Annotated in this window: 16 protein-coding genes; 9 read left to right on the forward strand and 7 right to left on the reverse strand. The window is 57.2% G+C overall.

All coding sequences use genetic code 11. The annotated features are described in order from the left end of the window. The first annotated feature begins 120 nt into the window (after window positions 1–120). From HSW_RS05640 to HSW_RS05675, 8 genes are all read left to right on the forward strand, one after another. Window positions 121–1,806 carry an OstA-like protein gene (locus tag HSW_RS05640; RefSeq protein WP_052346147.1) on the forward strand — a complete coding sequence of 562 codons (1,686 nt, stop codon included), beginning with the start codon at window positions 121–123 and terminating at the stop codon, window positions 1,804–1,806. Between the two features lie 155 nt (window positions 1,807–1,961). Then, window positions 1,962–2,789, forward strand: coding sequence for an outer membrane protein assembly factor BamD (locus tag HSW_RS05645; protein ID WP_044001173.1), 828 nt, complete (start codon window positions 1,962–1,964; stop codon window positions 2,787–2,789). Between the two features lie 122 nt (window positions 2,790–2,911). After that, window positions 2,912–3,241 carry a DNA-directed RNA polymerase subunit omega gene (locus tag HSW_RS05650; RefSeq protein WP_044001175.1) on the forward strand — a complete coding sequence of 110 codons (330 nt, stop codon included), beginning with the start codon at window positions 2,912–2,914 and terminating at the stop codon, window positions 3,239–3,241. A 130-nt stretch (window positions 3,242–3,371) separates the two neighbouring features. Beyond that, window positions 3,372–3,932, forward strand: a complete 561-nt coding sequence (locus HSW_RS25160) for a flavoprotein (RefSeq protein ID WP_044001176.1) — start codon at window positions 3,372–3,374, stop codon at window positions 3,930–3,932. Between the two features lie 108 nt (window positions 3,933–4,040). Further along, window positions 4,041–4,694, forward strand: a complete 654-nt coding sequence (locus HSW_RS25165) for a phosphopantothenoylcysteine decarboxylase domain-containing protein (RefSeq protein ID WP_044001177.1) — start codon at window positions 4,041–4,043, stop codon at window positions 4,692–4,694. Then, window positions 4,687–5,610 (forward strand): type IX secretion system protein PorD, encoded by a 924-nt coding sequence (gene porD / locus HSW_RS05665; protein WP_044001178.1) that lies wholly within the window; start codon window positions 4,687–4,689, stop codon window positions 5,608–5,610. Before HSW_RS25165 ends, porD begins: the two co-directional genes overlap by 8 nt. Window positions 5,611–5,762: 152 nt before the next feature. Further along, window positions 5,763–7,436: a DNA repair protein RecN gene (gene recN, locus HSW_RS05670; protein WP_044001179.1), complete on the forward strand. Its 1,674-nt coding sequence runs from the start codon at window positions 5,763–5,765 to the stop codon at window positions 7,434–7,436. A 124-nt stretch (window positions 7,437–7,560) separates the two neighbouring features. Then, the gene (locus HSW_RS05675) at window positions 7,561–8,379 is read left to right on the forward strand and encodes an enoyl-ACP reductase FabI (protein WP_044001180.1); all 819 of its coding nucleotides are present in this window, start codon (window positions 7,561–7,563) and stop codon (window positions 8,377–8,379) included. A 60-nt stretch (window positions 8,380–8,439) separates the two neighbouring features. On the opposite strand, the gene HSW_RS05680 is transcribed toward HSW_RS05675, so the two are convergent. Then, a complete protein-coding gene (locus tag HSW_RS05680) occupies window positions 8,440–9,087 on the reverse strand; it encodes a DUF3885 domain-containing protein (protein ID WP_197031947.1) in 648 nt (215 codons plus the stop codon). Between the two features lie 181 nt (window positions 9,088–9,268). On the opposite strand from HSW_RS05680, the gene HSW_RS05685 reads away from it, so the two are divergent. Then, window positions 9,269–10,288 carry a pectinesterase family protein gene (locus HSW_RS05685; protein WP_197031948.1) on the forward strand — a complete coding sequence of 340 codons (1,020 nt, stop codon included), beginning with the start codon at window positions 9,269–9,271 and terminating at the stop codon, window positions 10,286–10,288. A gap of 87 nt (window positions 10,289–10,375) precedes the next feature. On the opposite strand, the gene HSW_RS05690 is transcribed toward HSW_RS05685, so the two are convergent. From HSW_RS05690 to HSW_RS05715, 6 genes are all read right to left on the reverse strand, one after another. Then, window positions 10,376–11,584 (reverse strand): porin, encoded by a 1,209-nt coding sequence (locus HSW_RS05690; protein ID WP_044001182.1) that lies wholly within the window; start codon window positions 11,582–11,584, stop codon window positions 10,376–10,378. 160 nt (window positions 11,585–11,744) lie between these two features. Next, window positions 11,745–12,443 (reverse strand): hypothetical protein, encoded by a 699-nt coding sequence (locus HSW_RS05695; RefSeq protein ID WP_044001183.1) that lies wholly within the window; start codon window positions 12,441–12,443, stop codon window positions 11,745–11,747. Window positions 12,444–12,745: 302 nt separating this feature from the next. After that, a complete protein-coding gene (locus tag HSW_RS05700) occupies window positions 12,746–13,813 on the reverse strand; it encodes an SDR family oxidoreductase (protein WP_044001184.1) in 1,068 nt (355 codons plus the stop codon). A 161-nt stretch (window positions 13,814–13,974) separates the two neighbouring features. Beyond that, complete coding sequence (locus HSW_RS05705) at window positions 13,975–14,787, reverse strand: SDR family NAD(P)-dependent oxidoreductase (RefSeq protein WP_044001185.1); 813 nt, start codon at window positions 14,785–14,787, stop codon at window positions 13,975–13,977. Between the two features lie 130 nt (window positions 14,788–14,917). Further along, on the reverse strand, window positions 14,918–15,742 hold the full coding sequence (locus HSW_RS05710) for an alpha/beta fold hydrolase (RefSeq protein WP_044001186.1): 825 nt from the start codon (window positions 15,740–15,742) through the stop codon (window positions 14,918–14,920). An 81-nt stretch (window positions 15,743–15,823) separates the two neighbouring features. Then, the gene (locus HSW_RS05715) at window positions 15,824–16,837 is read right to left on the reverse strand and encodes a hypothetical protein (protein ID WP_044001187.1); all 1,014 of its coding nucleotides are present in this window, start codon (window positions 16,835–16,837) and stop codon (window positions 15,824–15,826) included. Between the last annotated feature and the right edge of the window lie 115 nt (window positions 16,838–16,952).

The raw sequence follows: 16,952 nt of genomic DNA on the forward strand, positions 1-16,952 counted from the left end.
GATAAAAGCCGGATTGAGGTGCAAATGACCGTAATTCCTTACCCCGAAAGCTAACAGCTAACAGCCAACAGCCAGTAGCTTCCATGCTTAGCAACCGCCCTTCTGTACCTTTGCGCCGAAATGTCGTTCCCGAAGCCTCTTTTTCTTCTTTGGCTGCTGCTCCTGCCGGCCCTGGCGTGGGCCCAGCAGCGCCCGGCCGCGCGGCCCGGAAGCCAACCCGCCCCCGTTCAGGGCCAGCGGATTGAGCTGCTGACTGCCTCCGAATTGCAGGGCGGTGATTTCAACGGGGTGGAAATCCGCAAGCTGATTGGCAACGTGAGCTTCCGGCAGGGCACCACGCTGCTCTACTGCGACTCGGCCTATCAGTACACCGAGCGGAATGCGCTGGAGGCCTTCAGCAACGTGCGCATCATTCAGAACGACACCATCACCATTACCGGCGACCGGGGCACTTACGACGGCGACACCCGCAAGGCCCGCATGACCGGCAACGTGACCATGCGCGACCCGCGCATGACCCTTACCACCCAGCTGCTCGACTACGACCTGAACAACAACTTGGCTTACTACAGCACCGGCGGCCACCTCCAGGACCCCGAAAACACCCTCGACAGCCAGTTTGGCTATTACAACACGGTGAGCAAGGTGTTCAGCTTCAAGCGCAACGTGAAGCTGGTGACCAAGGAAAATACCATCGACACCGACACGCTGCAGTATAACACCGTCAGCAAGATTGCCTACTTCTTCGGGCCGACGCGCATCAAGGGCAAGCAGGGCAACCTCTACGCCGAAAACGGCACCTATAACACCGCCACCAAGATTTCCAACTTCGCCCGCAACGCCAAAATCGAAACGCCCAACTACCTGCTGGGCGGCGACAAGCTGTATTACGACGAAGCCCGGCAGTATGGCGTGGCCACCGGCCGGGTGTCGATGACCAGCAAAAAGGACAACCTCGTGATTCGGGGCGACGTGGGGCGGTACTGGCGGGCCCAAGGCCGGGCCAAGGTGTACGGCAGCCAGCCCGTAATGCGCAACATCTCGGACAAGGACACGCTGTATCTGTCGGCCGATACGCTGGTGAGCGTGGAGGGCCGTCCGCCCCAGAACAAGGCTGGCGTGATTTACGCTTACCGCAAGGTGCGCATCTTTCGCTCGGACCTGCAGGGCCGCTGCGACTCGCTCACCTACGACCGGCAGGACTCCATCATCTACCTCAGCCACGACCCGGTGCTCTGGAACAAGGGCAACCAGCTCACCGCCGACTCGATGCAGATCCAGCAGCGGCGCGGTAAAATCGACCAGATGCGGCTGTTCGGGCACGCGTTCAGCATTGGGGAGGACACGCTGGGCAACTTCAACCAAGTGAAGGGCCGCAACATGGTGGCTTACTTCGGGGAGAAGGCCATAAAAAAAATTGATGTGCTTGGCAACGCCGAGAGCCTCTACTATGCTCTTGAGGGCGACACGGCCGTGTCGGGCGTGAACAAAAGCGTCTCGGCCACCATGGCCCTGCGGTTCCAGGACAGCAAGCTCCAAACCATCAGTTTTCTCACCAACCCCGAAGCCCAATTCATCCCGCCGAACGAGTTGAAACCGGAAGATGCTAGACTAAAGGATTTCAGCTGGCGTCCCACGGAACGGCCCACCCGCCGCCAGACGTTAGGAAAACACTTTGCGCCACTGCCCAAACCCAAAAAGAAGGCGGCCCCCGCGAAAAAAACGACAACCAAAAAAGCTACTCCGGCCCGCAAAAAGCCGGTGGCTCCTAAATTGAAATCAACTTCTAAATCAGTGAAGAAATAACGCGCGGAGGCAGCTATCTACTGTGTTTTGAGCTTCCCGGGAAATATCGAAACAACGTCCTGCTGAGCCAGCAATAGTGTTTCTGCCCCGGCAACTGGCCACAGATAGCCAACAACTGATTTGCCTCGCCGATTCTTCTTACCTTTGCGCCCCTTATGCTGTCTTTCCGTCCTGCCTTCTTTGTTCTGTTATTGAGCACCTTGCTGCTCGGCTCCTGCACCGGCTATCAGAAGCTGCTCAAGAGCACCGACGTGAACAAGAAGTACGAAGCTGCCATTCAGTACTACGATAAAGGCGACTTCTTTAAGGCTGGTACCCTGCTCGAAGAGCTGATTCCGCTGCTCAAGGGCCGCCCGGAAGCGGAAAAGGCCCAGTTTTATTTCGCCAACACCAACTTCCGGCAGCGCAATTATACCCTGAGCGCCTACTACTTCAAGACGTTCTACGAAACCTACCCCAACTCTACGTACGCTGAGGAAGCCGCTTTCATGCAGGCCAAATCCCTGTTCCGCGACTCGCCGGAGTTTCAGCTTGACCAGACCAACACGTACTCGGCCATTGAGGTAATTCAGGATTTTCTGAACCGGTTTCCCGAGAGCCGCTTCCGCGCCGAAACCGAAGGTATGTCGCAGGAGTTGCAGAAGAAACTGGAAAACAAGGCGTTCAACGGCGCCCGCCTGTACTACGATTTGCGCTACTACCAATCAGCTGTAACGGCTTTCACCGGTTTTCAGCAGCAATACCCCTCGTCGGCGTACGGTGAGCAGGCGGCTTTTCTGAAGCTGAATGCCCAGTTTGATCTGGCCACCGAAAGCGTGGAGGAAAAGCAGCGGGAACGGTATCTGGAAACTATTGCGTTCTACCAGAACTTCATCGATGCTTTCCCGCAAAGCAAAAGCCTCAAGGAAGCGGAGCGGATGTACGATACGGCCCGCAATGCTGTAGCAAAGCTCAAACCCGCTGACCCCACGGCAGCTAAATAACCTGTCGATTGTATAAGTTGCTGTTGTACCGGCTAAGTGAAGAAATCATTTACGACCAGTACCATCATCTAACACTGCAAGTTGGCACAGTTCCTCATCAGTAATCAGCACATCAAACTCATATGAAGACTCCTAACAACGTTTCGGCCTCTATTGTAACCCGTAACATGTCGGATTTCACCCACGAAACCGGCAACGTGTACGAGAGCCTGGCCATCATCTCGAAGCGCGCTAACCAGATTTCGGTGAAGCTGAAGGAAGAGCTGAACGGCAAGCTGGCAGAATTTGCTACCACCGTGGATAACCTGGAAGAGGTGTTCGAGAACCGTGAGCAGATTGAAATTTCCAAGCACTACGAGCGGCTGCCCAAGCCCACCAACCTCGCTATTGAAGAGTTCCTGGAGGGCAAGGTGCATTTCCGTACGCCGGCCGAAGAAGAAGTAAAAGGCTAACCTGCTGTTTTGCCTGACCGCAAAAACGCCATGCCCAACCCACCACGCTTTTTGCAGGGTTGCGCATGGCGCTTTTGCGTTCAACTGATCCTGTTTTCACGCATCGTCCTTCACTATTGTATTTTTCCCTATGCTACAGGGGCGGAAAATTCTACTGGGAGTATGCGGCAGTATTGCTGCCTATAAATCGGCTTTGCTGGTACGGCAACTGGTAAAGGCCGGTGCCGACGTGCAGGTGATTCTAACGCCCGCTGCCGTTGCTTTCGTCACGCCCCTAACGCTGTCCACGTTATCGAAGCAGCCGGTATTGCAGGGCTTCCTGAAAGATGAACAGGCCGGCGAGTGGCACAACCATGTACACCTGGGCCTCTGGGCCGACGCGCTGGTGGTAGCTCCGGCCTCGGCCAATACGCTGGCTCATTTGGCTAACGGATTCTGCGACACGTTGCTCGATGCCGTGTACCTCTCGGCCCGCTGCCCTGTGTTCGTGGCCCCTGCCATGGACTTGGATATGTATCAGCATCCGGCCACGCAGGCTAATCTGCGCCGCCTGCGCGAGTATGGCAATACGGTGTGGGAGTCGCCGGCCGGCGAGCTGGCCAGCGGCCTGAGCGGCCCCGGCCGCATGCTGGAACCGGAGGATATTGTGCGGGAGTTGGAGCAGTTTTTTGAGTTAAAAAGGAAGAATTAAAAAGTAAAATCCGCCAAGAAATTGCCGTAGTAACGCCGCACAAGAAGATATCAAGAGCGCACTACGGAACTGCCCCTTAATTTTTAATTCTTCCCTTTTTAATTGAAAATGCGCGTCCTCATTACTGCCGGCCCTACTTACGAACCGTTGGACCCGGTGCGGTTTATCGGCAACCACAGTACCGGCAAAATGGGCTACGCGCTGGCCGAGACGTTTGCGGCGGAAGGCGCGGAGGTAGTCCTCATCAGTGGCCCAACCAACCTGCCCGACCCAACCAGCCCCACCATCCGGACGGTGCGGGTGCAGACGGCGGATGAGATGTACCGGGCGGCCGCAGCCGAAGCTGCTGCCACCGACGTATGGGTATTTGCGGCCGCCGTGGCTGATTACAAGCCGGCGCACGTTGCCGAAAACAAGATCAAGAAGGCCGGTGACACGCTTGTGCTGGAACTGGTGAAGAACGTAGACATTGCCGCCGAGCTGGGGAAAACCAAGCGGCCCGGACAATTTTCCGTGGGTTTTGCGTTGGAAACGGAGAACGAGCAGGCCCATGCCCTCGGCAAGCTACAACGTAAGAATTTTGACCTCGTGGTATTGAACTCCCTGCGCGACGCCGGGGCTGGTTTCCGTCACGATACCAACAAGATTACGTTGCTGGAAGCTGACGGGCAGGTGACTATCTTCGACCTAAAATCCAAAGCTGAAGTGGCTCGTGATATTGTCCGCGCCGTTTTGGCCCGTTTGCCCCATCCTCATGCGTAAGTTTCTGCTGTTGTTTTTGCTGCTGCCCGCTCTGTTGCTCACGCTTCCGGCACAGGCGCAGGAGCTGTTATCCGAGGTAACGGTGACCACCGAAAACGTGACCATATCGGACCGGCAGCTAGTGCAGGATATGAAGAACGCCATGCAGACGTTCCTGAATACCCGTGCCTTCACTAACCAGGTGTATCGCCCGGAAGAGAAGATTCGGTGCAAGGTTTTCGTGGGCATTACTGAAATTCCGCAGAACGGAACGTACAAAGCCACCGTCCGGATTTTGAGCACTCGCCCGGTGTACGGTACCGGTTACGAAACCAACGTGCTGAGCTTTGCCGACCGGGGCTGGATTTTCAACTACTCGCCCCAGAACCCGATTGACTACTCGCAGAACACGTTTGTCGGGAATCTGTCGTCTTTGCTGACCTTCTATGCCTACATCATCATTGGGATGGACCAAGATAGCTTTGCGCCCCTGAGCGGCTCGCCGTACTACGACCGCGCCCGCACGATTCTGGTAAATGCCGCCTCCCAGAACGTGACCAATGAGACTGATGAAGGCTGGAAGGACACCAACAACGGCAACCGGTACTGGCTGCTCAATAACCTGCAGGACCCGCAACTGGAAGCTTTCCGGAGCGCCATTTATGCTTACTACCGGCAGGGAATGGATATCTTCATCACCAAGCCCGAAGAGGCCCGCGCCGGTATGGCCACGGCGCTGCAGGGAGTGCAGCAGGCTGTGCAACGGCGGCCTGGCACACTGCTGGCCCGGGCCTTTTTCACCACGAAAGCCGCCGAAATTTCGGATGTATTCCGCACTAGTCCCAGTCAGGAGCAGAAAACTCAGGTAACCACGTTGCTCACGGAAATGGACCCAACCAACTCGGCTAAATACCAGACCATTCTGCGGCAACCCTAATTCGTGAAAATTCGTGAGCAAAATTAATTAGCATCTGACTAAATGAACTAGTAGCTTTGCTAAAGCTACTAGACCCGGTTTTGTGCAGCCGGCCCGTAGCCTCACTTTTTTGGCAGCTACGGCCGGCGCTCCGGCCTCATTTGGTTCACGTTATGCTGGTTGATCTACGAATTCAGAATTACGCCCTGATTGAAAAGCTGGAGCTTCGGCCCTCCGCTTTGCTCAACATCATTACCGGCGAAACAGGAGCTGGTAAGTCGATTATGCTGGGGGCCATTGGCCTGCTTTTGGGCAACCGCGCCGACTCCCGCATGCTCTTCGATACGGAAAAGAAGTGTGTGATTGAGGGGCAGTTTGATATCAGCGGGTATCAGCTTCAGGATATTTTCGAAGCCGAAGACCTGGACTATGACCGGCAGTGTATCCTGCGCCGTGAAATTAGTCCGGCCGGGAAAAGCCGCGCTTTCGTGAACGACACGCCCGTTACGCTGGAAGCCCTGCGTAACATTGGTGCTAATCTCATGGATATTCACTCCCAGCACGATACGCTGCTGCTGGGCGACTCTATGTTTCAGCTGAATCTGCTGGACCTATACGCTGGTTTGGTACCCACGCGGGGGCAGTACAGCAACGCCTATCGGCAGTACCGTAAGCAGGACGCCGACCTGAAGGCCCTGGAAGACCAGGTGGCTCAGGCTAATAAAGAGTTGGATTATCACAGCTTTCTGCTTAATGAGTTGGAAGAAGCCAGCTTGGATAATGAACATCAGGACGACCTGGAGCAGGAAGTAAAGCAGCTGGAACACGCCGAGGAAATCAAGTTCAAGCTGACCCACGCGCTGCAGGGCCTCTCGGAAAACGAGTACTGCGCCACCGGAGCCCTCAAGGATGCCGCCACGCTGCTGGGGCAAATTGCAGCTTATTCAGAACCGGTGCGGGAACTGAAGCTGCGCATTGACAGCTGCCTGATTGAACTGCACGATATTGCCGACGAAATTGAAGCCGTAGAGCGCCGCACCGAAGGCGACCCGGCCCGCATCGACGAGCTGCAGAGCCGCCTGAACGTACTCTACAGTCTGCAACGAAAGCACCAAGTGCGGGATGTGGTAGCGTTGCTGGCCGTGCGCGCCGACCTGCGCGACAAAGTAAGCTCCGTCCTCAACCTGGATAAGCAGATCAGCCGGCTCCGCCGCGACGTGGAAACCAGCCTGGCCGCCGTGCAGAAACAGGCCCTGCGTCTCTCGGAGGCCCGCCGTAAGGTGTTTCCGAAGTTTGAAAAAGAGCTGGCCGCTCTGCTCATGGATCTGGGAATGCCCCACGCGCGCATTGTGGTGCAGCACCAAGAATGCGCACCCAGCGCCAGCGGCACCGATGTTATCAGTATTCTGTTCACGGCCAACAAAGGTGCCCAGCCCCAGACGCTGAGCAAGGCTGCCTCGGGCGGGGAGTTTTCGCGCCTGATGCTGTGCATTAAGTACATGCTGGCCGATAAAACGGCTCTGCCGACGATAGTGTTCGATGAAATTGACACCGGCATCAGCGGCGAAATTGCGGTGAAAGTGGGCCGCATGATGCAGCAGATGGCCAAAAAGCACCAGCTCATTGCCATCAGCCACCTGCCTCAAATGGCCGCCGCCGGCGACGCGCATTACTTCGTGTACAAGGAAGACCGCGCTGACCGCACCGTGAGCCGCATCCGCCAGCTCAGCCAGGAAGAGCGTATTCAGGAAATTGCCCAGATGATTTCCGGTGCCAACCCCAGCCTGCACGCCACCCAGAGCGCCCGGGAACTGCTGGCCCTGCGTGGGGTAGAAATGGCGGGGTAAATGGTGATTTAGTGATTCAGTGATTTGGTGATTGTTTAACTTGCTGCCTCTTGCTGGTAATGCAACGGAAAGGGATGTACTACTTTCCTGCTCGCTAAATCACTAAATCACTAAATCACTCAAGATGTCAAACCTGCTCGCGGGCAAAGTCGGTATCATTTCCGGCGCGCTGAATGAAGAATCCATTGCCTGGAAAGTAGCCCTGAAGGCCCACGCCGAAGGTGCCCGCTTTGTGCTCACCAACGCCCCGCTGGCCATGCGCATGGGCGAAATCAACAAGCTCTCGGAGCAGTGCAACGCGCCCATCATCCCGGCCGATGCCACTTCTATGGAGGACCTAGAGAAGCTGTTCTCGGGGGCGCAGGAGCACCTCGGCGGCAAGCTCGATTTCGTGCTGCACAGCATTGGTATGAGTGCCAACATCCGCAAAGGCAAGCACTACGGTGAACTGAACTATGAGTGGTACCAGAAGACGCTCGATGTATCGGCGCTGTCGTTCCACAAGATGCTGGCCGTGGCGGAAAAGCAGGACGCCTTCAACGAGTGGGGCTCGGCCGTGGCCCTGAGCTACATTGCCGCCCAGCGCGCCTTCCTAGACTACACCGACATGTCGCAGGCCAAGGCCATGCTCGAAAGCATTGCCCGCAGCTACGGCCAGCGCCTCGGTAAGCTCAAGAAAGTGCGCGTGAACACCATTAGCCAGTCGCCCACCAAAACCACGGCCGGCACCGGCATCAGCGGCTTCGATGCGTTTTACGAGTACGCCAACCGCCTTTCGCCGCTGGGCAACGCCCCGGCCGAAGCCTGCGCCGACTACTGCATTTCGCTGTTCTCGGACCTGACCCGCTACGTGACCATGCAGAACCTCATGCACGACGGCGGCTTCAGCACCACCGGCATCTCGGAGGAAATCGTGGAACTGATTACGAACGCTAAGCAGTAGTCTGTGCGGATTTTCCAGTAAACGACAACGCCCGGCCGGTTTGGCTGGGCGTTGTTGCGTTCAGGGGCTAGGAGTTGTAGCTGCTGAAAACAGCGCGTCTATGGTTGTCCTGTCGTAGTCAAGAATCCAGTCGTTGTATTTTTGATATAGAGGCCGGATTGTTTCCGGGCTATTGCTGCTGATGACTAAGCCACGATCATCATACATGAAGAAAATAAGCCCCCGGGTCTGGTTGAAAAAGTAGAGCTGACCGTGGAGCGTTTGTCTGTTCTGGTCCGGGAAATCCAGGTGGCTGATGGCGGCCAGCAGCGTTCGGTGCGGTATTTGGGCTGCGACGGTGGAATAGAGCGCCTCACTCCAACGTCCTTCATGATACGTTTCCGGATTAGCTATGGCCCGTCGATTGCGAAACGTGACGTCGTGCTTGTGGATGCCCAATTGTCGGAACAAATAGCCGCTACTATGGATACGGTGGCGTTTGTAGCGGTGTTCCTGATACACCAGTAGCACCTCATCGGTCGGCGCAAAGGCCGCTTCGAACAAGGTAGTAGCCCGATGCAGAACCTGAGCAAAGTAGCCGGTATCATCAGGCGAAAGCAGGACTTGCAGGTCAAAGCGAATCCAAGCCGGCAAGTGATAAGACAGCAAGCGGGAATCCGGTGAATTAGTGGCGTGCTGCTGAAAAAACTGGGTTAGAGGCGAGGACATAAATAGAATACGCTCTGACGACATGGCAACGTTCCCGACATCGTTTGCGGCGAAATAACGACACTTTCGCTGTCATAAGCCAGTCGTTAGTAGTATCATGTAGCTTGATGCCGCTGAAGAATCAGCGGTGATTCCTCGCGAAGCAATGTCTGTTTTCGGTGGCCGCTGTTCAGTTCCGTTTATGTCTTTCCTTTCTTCAACAATCTGCTATCTAACCAGCCTTTCCAACCATATCAGCCTGAAGCGTCTGCTGCTTGTGCTGGCGTTGCTCTGGCCTGTACTGCGTCAGGCAGTAGCAGCCGCGCCCATCTACGATTTTGTGGTAGCGCAGGATGGATCGGGGCAGTTCCGGACGGTGCAGGAGGCGTTCAATGCCGTGCCTGATTTCCGGAAGAAAGTCACGACCATTTTCATTAAGAAGGGCGTGTACAAGGAGAAGCTGCTGCTGGCCGGCTCCAAGCAATTTGTGAAGCTGGTGGGCGAAGACCGGGAGCAAACCATTCTCACTTACGACGACTACAACCAGAAAAAGAACATTTTTGGGGAGGATAAGGGCACGTCGGGTTCGGCCAGTTGCTACATCTACGGCTTCGATTTCACGGCCGAAAACCTCACGTTTCAGAACTCCTCGGGGCCGGTGGGGCAGGCGGTGGCGGTATGGGTGGCCGGCGACAAAGCTCGGTTCAGAAACTGCCGCTTTCTCGGTTTCCAAGATACATTATACACCTACGGCTACGGCAGCCGCCAGTATTACCAGGACTGCTACATCGAAGGCACCGTAGATTTCATCTTCGGCAGCAGCACGGTGTGGTTTGAGAAGTGCACCATCTTCTGCAAAACCGGTGGCTTCGTCACGGCCGCTTCCACGCCCGACAGCACCCGCTACGGCTACGTGTTCAATCAGTGCCGCATAACCGGCGACGCCCCGGCCGGCAGCTTCTACCTGGGCCGGCCCTGGCGGCCCTACGCCAAAACCGTGTTTATAAGCTGCGAGCTGGGCCGGCAGATCAAGCCCGAAGGCTGGGACCATTGGGATAAGGAAAGCAACAAGCAAACCGCCCGCTACGCCGAGTTTCAGAGCCGCGGCCCCGGGGCCGCCCCAGCCAAGCGCGTCAACTGGGCTGGGCAACTCTCTGAGGCCGAAGCCCGGCAGTATACCCGCCAGAACGTGCTGCGCAACTGGGACCCCACAACCAACTGAAAATCAACTGAAATTCTCCTAACGGTCATGCTTCGAGCAGGCTCAGCATAACAGTTTTTGCCTCGTCCAGCATTGCACCGCCACCATCTAGAAATTCAGCTGGGCCTGCAGGCGCAGCAGGCCGCCGCGCTGGCGGTTGTCGGGCTTCTGGAAATCCTCGAAGCGGCGGTTGGAAAGGGTGTACATCGTCACCAACTCGAAGCTCGGGAACGGCTGCCACTCCACGCCCAACTCGGCCTCGCGCACCTGGTAGCTACGAGCGTCCCGCTCGTGTTTCTTGCCGCCGTCGTAGTACTGGGCGCGCAGGAAAGGGTAGAATTGCTGCCCTTTGTGCTGGAGGCGGTAGTTGAGCAGCAGGTAGCCGCCGTGTAGGCGTTGGGTTTCGATGCTGTCGGTGCGCGGGTTGAACTCGGGGCCGCGGCCCACGTTGTACTCGGCCTGGAAGCCGAAGGGCTGGGGATAGAGCACGAAGGTGGCGGCCATGCGCTGGTCGGGGTAGCGGAGGTCGGGGCGGTGCTTCACGCCGCTGGAAAGCTGGTCGCGGTTCACCACGTACTCGCCGGAATATGCCTGCAACGCCGGCTCGATGAGTTGCCCACCGATTTCCAGCGGATACGTGACGCGGGCCACAACGTGGCGCTGGTTGTTGAGCTCGGGGCGGTTGGCCGTCTGGCCGTTGAAGGCCCCGATGCCCACCACGCCGTAGTCGCCGGAGCCTTTCAGGCCGTCTTTCACTAAGCGGCTGAACCGCTGGCGCACGGCCGTCGGGGCCCAGTAAAGAAAGGCACCCAAATCCCGCTCGTTGGAAAAGGAGCTGTTGATCCCGTCGCTGCGGTCCAGGGCCAAACGGTTCTGGCTGGACTGCATGTTCTCGAAGCCGAACGGAATCTTGCTCTGCCCCAACCGCACCCGAAACTGGCTGGCCTTATCTAAACCCACGTCGAAGTAGGCGTCGCGCAGGAGGGTGGCGTTCAGGGAGGAACTGCCGCTGAGTGTGCTGGCGAAATCGGGCTGGAGGTAGAAGTACACCCGTTCATGCAGCTGCCCGAAGAAGATGATGCGAATCCGCCGCAAGGAAAACCCGCCATTACGGCCCCACGACCGGTCACACTGCTCGCAGGTAAGGTCGGGGTTGGTTTCCAGCAGCCGGTTGTAGCGGGCCTGCACGTAACCCCGAATGGAGACAGTTTGATACCACTTGGGCGTCGGGGCCGGCTCCGAGGAAACCGAGTCGGCGGCCTGACCGTGGGCGCTGCCGGCAGCCAGCAGCAGCAGAGGGATTAACAGTTTCTTCATGAAATGATAATGCTGGCACAAAGTGCGGCATTATCTATTACCTGAATGTGTCCGTCGTATTACGGCAGTGTTACCAATACCTGTATACGCCATTCGGCCCCCGACAACTAGAGTTATCGGGGGCCGAACGGTAGTTGCGCTATTGCCGAGCTACTAAAAGCTATTCAGCCGTTTCAGCTACTGCGTCAGCTTGGGTGGTAGCTTCGTAGGTGTCGGCGTATTTGAAGTCATCAAGCCAGTAAGCGGAACTGACCACGTCGAAGATTACGGAACTGTCCGTCTTCTTCGAGGGCATAAGTTGCCAGATGATGCTAGGTGCTTCGGGAAAGCTGGTGCCGTCCAGTTGCTCGTGGAAGAGGCGCTTGAGGAGCGTATTATGGGGCATGCCCTGGGCCAGCAGACGGAGTAGCGGGGCTTCGGGCTGCTGGTTGAAGATGGTTAGTGCCTCGGCATCTTCGGTAGTAAGCTGCACCTGGAATTGCACGGCCTCGGCGCGGGGAAATTTGCCGTTGTAGGCCGTGTACAGGAGTTGAGTAGCCTTGAAAAAGCCCTCGTGCTGCCCCAGTTCGGGGTTTTCCTCCCAGAGCTTTTCGGTGAGCATTTGGTGGGCCAGGTTTTCGATCTGGCCGGTAGTGAGTTGGTCCTCGAACAGATATTCCAGTACCAACTGAGCTGCCTCAGTGGGTTCCAGATCGGTGAGGGCCATGTGGGTCATGTCGGTCAGCTCGTTAGCAGCTATTTCGTCGGGGTTGTCGTAACCGGTTTTGGTGAGCAAAGCCTTATAATCGGCCGGCTCCCAGGAGTTGGGCAGTTGGGTGAGGGTATCGAAGGTGAGGCGTTCTACGGTGAACTTATGCATGAGAAAAGGCTGAATGGAGTACGCGGCCACAAGTGCGCCGCTGAGTTGCCGTATACGTTGCCTTGCAGTAAAGGCTCAGATAAAAAGCCAAACCGACGCTAACGGCCGCGTTAGCGTCGGTTTGGCTTAGATGGTAAAGCTGTTCAAAACCTAGTAGCACGTCATTCCGAGCTTGCCGAGGAATCTCGCGTGCTGACGTTAGAATTAGTGTCACAATATCAGCACGCGAGATTCCTCAGCAAGCTCGGAATGACGTGCTACTATCCCGAAATAACGTTCAGTTATGCATGCAGCCCTGCGAATTACGGAATCAGGCGGTCGGTACGGAGCTGCTCAAATAGGTCGAAAAAGGAATCTTCGGTGGACTGGTAGGCCAGGAAGCCCCGCTTGCGGCTGTTGGCCATATCCGTCATCACCTCAATGGGGCGGCCCAGGTCGAGGTCGGTATGCCAGGGGGAGGCGAGGCGATCGAGGGCGGGCTCTTGAAGCTGGTGCCGCTCGGCTATTTCGCGCCACACGGCGGCATCTTGGCTCAGTTCGGCCTCTAGTGGGTGAATCGTGCCATCGAAACCCAAGGCTTCCACGCCAAACCACGCAGCCAGGCGCGGCCACAGCCAGCTCCAGCGGAAAATGTCGCCGTTCACTATGTTAAATGCCTGGTCACGGGCAGTTTCGGCGGTGGCGGCCCAGCGCAATTGCTGGGCAATAATGCGGGCATCTGTCACGTCGGAGAGGCCGTTCCACTGGGCTTCCGAGCCGGGCCAGCGGAAGGGCCGGCCGGTTTCCTTGCAGATGCTGGCGTACACGGCCAGGGTAGTGCCCAGGTTCATGAGGTTGCCCACGGCCTTACCGATGATGGTGTGCGGGCGGTGGATGCTCCAGGTAAACCCGTCGCGAGCGGCGGCAATGTACACTTCATCTTCCTGGGCATAATAGAAGTTGTCGAGCGGGAGCCGGGGCTGTTCCTCGCGCAGGGGCGTGGGCGGTGGTGTGCCGCCGCTTACATAGGCCTCAAACGGTCCGAGGTAGTGCTTGAGGCCGGTTACCAATGCCACGTGCTGCACCGATTTTTGGGGCGCCAGCGCATCCAGCAGGTTGCGTACCATCAAGCTGTTGACGCGGATATTCTCGGCCTCCGTATCCTGGCGCATCCAGCTGGTGATGAAGACGTGGGTAGGCGCAAGACCAGCCAGCGCGTTTTGCAGACTGGCAGGGTCGAGCAGGTCGGCGGCTACGGGGTGCAGGCCGGCTATATCCGGGCGGGGCGAGCGGGCCAGGCCGTAGGTAGGCCAATTGTGAGCCAGCAGTTCCTGAGCTAGGTTGCTGCCGATAATGCCACTTGCGCCAACTATCAGGGCAATGTTATTCATGTTGTATGGAAAGGGTATGCAGTTGCGCCAGATGAGGCGGAAGCCTCTATAACAGTCCGGGGCAGGAATCTTCTTTTGTCGCCGTCAAATTCTGCGTCCAGCCTAGTAAAAAAGCCCGGCCTTTTAGGGCTGGGCTTTAACCGAAATGCCGGATAGCAATGCTATTTCGCGCTTTCGTTGCCGTCGACGGGCTGGCTTTCCTGGTGGACTTTGGCGGCAATCAGCTCGTTGGGCAGTACGTTGCTGGTAGTTACCTGCACTTTGTTCATGAGGCCGGAAACAATGCGGTTGTCACCCGCCATCAGGGCTTTATAGCCATCTTTGGCCACGTCTGCTGGCTGCATCATGCCGCTTTTTTCGGCTACGTTTTTGGCCCGGGTCATATCGGCTTTGTTGAAGAAGTCGGTATCGGTTAGCCCGGGCAGCAGGTTGGTGATGGTCACGCCCTTGTCCTTGTTCTCATTCTGAATCGACTCGGCAAAGGAATTCACGAAGGCTTTGGTGGCGTGATACACGGATTGCAGCGGCCCCGGCAGCTCGCCGGCAATGCTGCCCACCAGCAGAATTTTACCCTTGCCCCGGCTCAACATTTCCTGCAGGTACAGCTTGGTAAACACCACGTAGGCCCCGATATTCAGCTGAATAATATCCAGCTCCCGGTTGATGTCGGTAGTATCAAAGGTACCGTACTGGCCCTGGCCGGCATCGTTTACCAAGGCATCTACCTGTTTGCCGGTGGCTTGCACCTGCTCATACACTTCAAACGGGGCTTCCCGCTTAAACAGGTCTTTGGCAATAGTGGTGACTTCCACGCCGTATTGCTGCTTGATTTCCTGTGCGGTCTGGTCGAGCTCCTGCTGATTGCGGGCTACCAAAATGAGGTTGTATTTATCCTGCGCGAAGCAGTTGGCCAGTTCCCGGCCAATGCCGCTGGTGCCGCCGGTAATGAGGGCTGTCTGGGTTGTAGTTGCCATGTGGATGGAAAGGATAGGTTAGGCTATGGCTAACGCATCCGGCTACCGGTCGGTTATTGTCGGGCTGTGCGTTTTCGGCTTCTACGGTTCAGTTTCGCGCTTTTTCTGCCTTGTTGCGCCTGCTATGAAGTCAGCGGGCCGGGGCCGGAATCGATTTCGTCCGGAAGAACTCATCCACTTTGCGGTTGAACTCGTCGGCGTGCTCGTGCAGGGTGGCGTGGCCGCTGTTGGGCACCAGCCAGAGCCAGGCGCGGGACAGGCTCTGGTAAATGGCCACCGTGTGCTCCGGCCGGATTACGTCCCGGTCGCCGGCAATGATGAAGGCCGGCGCCTTGATGCCCGCCAGGGTTGGGAGCGGGATATGCGGGTGCCGCCAGTCGAGTAGAAATACTTTCCAGTCGTTGCGGCGCTTGGGGTCAGTGAAGGCTTGGCGGCGGCCTTCCTGGTAACCACGCCGCATCTGCTGCCACAGCTCCGGCATCAGGGCCGTGGAATCGGGCCAGAGGTTGGCGCCGGTGGCGGCCAGACGCTTCACTTTCCCGGGGTGACGCTGAGCCAGCAACAATGCCGTAATGCCTCCGTCGCTCCAGCCCAGCACGTACACCGAATCGAGGCGCAGGTGCGTGAGCAGGGCCGCGCAGTCGTCGGCCAGTAGCTCGAAGCTCAGCGAGTCGCCCGCATCCACCGATTTGCCGTGGGCCCGGCTGTCCAGCGCAATAACCCGGTACTTTTTCGCGAAGTAGGGAATGGTTTTCGTGAAATCCTGGCTGTTACCACCGTTGCCGTGCAGCAGTAGCAAGGGCGCCCCGGTGCCGTAGGTTTCGTAGTATAGCTTCATACCGCGCACTGTGGCGTACTTACCAGCGGCGGGGTTGCTGCCGTAAGCTACCGCCTGTTGCCCTAGCACCAGACGACCGAGTAGTAGAAACGACAGAAGAAGGAAGGTACGGAGCATCTGGAAACGCTTACGATGTTTTAGAGTCAATCAGGAACGTCATTCCGAGCTTGCCGAGCTACCGGATTCCTGCAGACACGCTTACTTTTTCTGAAGATACAGCAGCGTAGACTGGCCGGAGGGACCATACTTGTCGTTGATCAGAAAATATCCGCCCCGGTAGGCCGCCAGGCCTTCCCAGTTGTAAGTCATATACTCGCGCGGCAACTCAAACAGCGGCTTCCAGGTGATTTTATCGTGCCTGTAGCGCAGACTGATGAGGCGGCAGTAGTTCTGGTAGCCGCTGCCGTTCCGGAGGAACCGGGCGTTGGGGTCGGGGCTCGGGGTGCGGTACACGCTGTCGTCGGCACCGTTGTAGAAGTAGTTAATGGCTGTAAAGCGGTTTTTGCCTTTGTACGTCAGGTCTGTTACGCGGAAGGGCAGGCGGGCCACCGGTACGTAATGCGGAATGTCGTTCCGAATGGCGGCCGTGGGCAGCCGGAACGCCACGTTGTCGTGCGTGAAGTAGTTGTATTCGAAGAGAAACAGCAGACTCTGGTTGTAGCCGGTGGCAGCCTCAAACCCGGCGTTGCTGATGTGCGTGCCATCGGTGAGGGCCGGCTTGGCCAGCGGCACCAGATAGCGCGTGTCAATGGTGATGCTGGCGTTTTCTTCACTGAGCCGGCCTTTAATTAGATAACAGTAGGTAGAAGCCGTGGTGGTTTCGATGGTGAAATAGGCGTCGTCGCCCAGCATCGTCAGGCCCTCCAGGCCCTCGTAGAGCTGGCAGGCACTGTCAATCCGGGCCTTTATTCGGTCGAGGCCCAGAATGCTGTATTTCCTGTATCCTACGGTCTTCGCCTTCCCCGCCAGTTGGTTGTCGATGCTGCCCAGGTTGATGCCGTACACTTTCGCCTCGGCGCGCTCCTGCAAGCGGCTCTCCGAAAGCAGCAGCAGTTCATTGGGGCGCAGGTACAGGCCGGAAAACTGGTTGTTCTTGTCCGCAATTTCCGGGGGTAGCGGGATAGTGTGGAACGTAAACGGCGCTTTCTGAGCGTGAGCCAGCGTGGCCGTTAGGAGCAGGCAAGACAGCAGGAAGCGTTTGAAGTGTGACATCTGTTGGCGAGAACCAAAAAGCGAAGGGATGTGCAAAGGTTACCAAGGATTTTCGAACCCCACGAAACAGGAAACTGCCCAACCCCGAACACGGCCGATGCTTGTACGAGGTTCG

This window comes from Hymenobacter swuensis DY53, assembly GCF_000576555.1.
Classification (GTDB): Bacteria; Bacteroidota; Bacteroidia; order Cytophagales; family Hymenobacteraceae; genus Hymenobacter; species Hymenobacter swuensis.

What these genes read in the sequence shown, in the direction of transcription:
- HSW_RS05640 (WP_052346147.1), top strand. Translation starts at nt 121, where the DNA reads ATGTCGTTCCCGAAGCCTCTTTTTCTTCTTTGGCTGCTGCTCCTGCCG.
- HSW_RS05645 (WP_044001173.1), top strand. Translation starts at nt 1,962, where the DNA reads ATGCTGTCTTTCCGTCCTGCCTTCTTTGTTCTGTTATTGAGCACCTTG.
- HSW_RS05650 (WP_044001175.1), top strand. Translation starts at nt 2,912, where the DNA reads ATGAAGACTCCTAACAACGTTTCGGCCTCTATTGTAACCCGTAACATG.
- HSW_RS25160 (WP_044001176.1), top strand. Translation starts at nt 3,372, where the DNA reads ATGCTACAGGGGCGGAAAATTCTACTGGGAGTATGCGGCAGTATTGCT.
- HSW_RS25165 (WP_044001177.1), top strand. Translation starts at nt 4,041, where the DNA reads ATGCGCGTCCTCATTACTGCCGGCCCTACTTACGAACCGTTGGACCCG.
- porD (WP_044001178.1), top strand. Translation starts at nt 4,687, where the DNA reads ATGCGTAAGTTTCTGCTGTTGTTTTTGCTGCTGCCCGCTCTGTTGCTC.
- recN (WP_044001179.1), top strand. Translation starts at nt 5,763, where the DNA reads ATGCTGGTTGATCTACGAATTCAGAATTACGCCCTGATTGAAAAGCTG.
- HSW_RS05675 (WP_044001180.1), top strand. Translation starts at nt 7,561, where the DNA reads ATGTCAAACCTGCTCGCGGGCAAAGTCGGTATCATTTCCGGCGCGCTG.
- HSW_RS05680 (WP_197031947.1), bottom strand. Translation starts at nt 9,087, where the DNA reads ATGTCCTCGCCTCTAACCCAGTTTTTTCAGCAGCACGCCACTAATTCA.
- HSW_RS05685 (WP_197031948.1), top strand. Translation starts at nt 9,269, where the DNA reads ATGTCTTTCCTTTCTTCAACAATCTGCTATCTAACCAGCCTTTCCAAC.
- HSW_RS05690 (WP_044001182.1), bottom strand. Translation starts at nt 11,584, where the DNA reads ATGAAGAAACTGTTAATCCCTCTGCTGCTGCTGGCTGCCGGCAGCGCC.
- HSW_RS05695 (WP_044001183.1), bottom strand. Translation starts at nt 12,443, where the DNA reads ATGCATAAGTTCACCGTAGAACGCCTCACCTTCGATACCCTCACCCAA.
- HSW_RS05700 (WP_044001184.1), bottom strand. Translation starts at nt 13,813, where the DNA reads ATGAATAACATTGCCCTGATAGTTGGCGCAAGTGGCATTATCGGCAGC.
- HSW_RS05705 (WP_044001185.1), bottom strand. Translation starts at nt 14,787, where the DNA reads ATGGCAACTACAACCCAGACAGCCCTCATTACCGGCGGCACCAGCGGC.
- HSW_RS05710 (WP_044001186.1), bottom strand. Translation starts at nt 15,742, where the DNA reads ATGCTCCGTACCTTCCTTCTTCTGTCGTTTCTACTACTCGGTCGTCTG.
- HSW_RS05715 (WP_044001187.1), bottom strand. Translation starts at nt 16,837, where the DNA reads ATGTCACACTTCAAACGCTTCCTGCTGTCTTGCCTGCTCCTAACGGCC.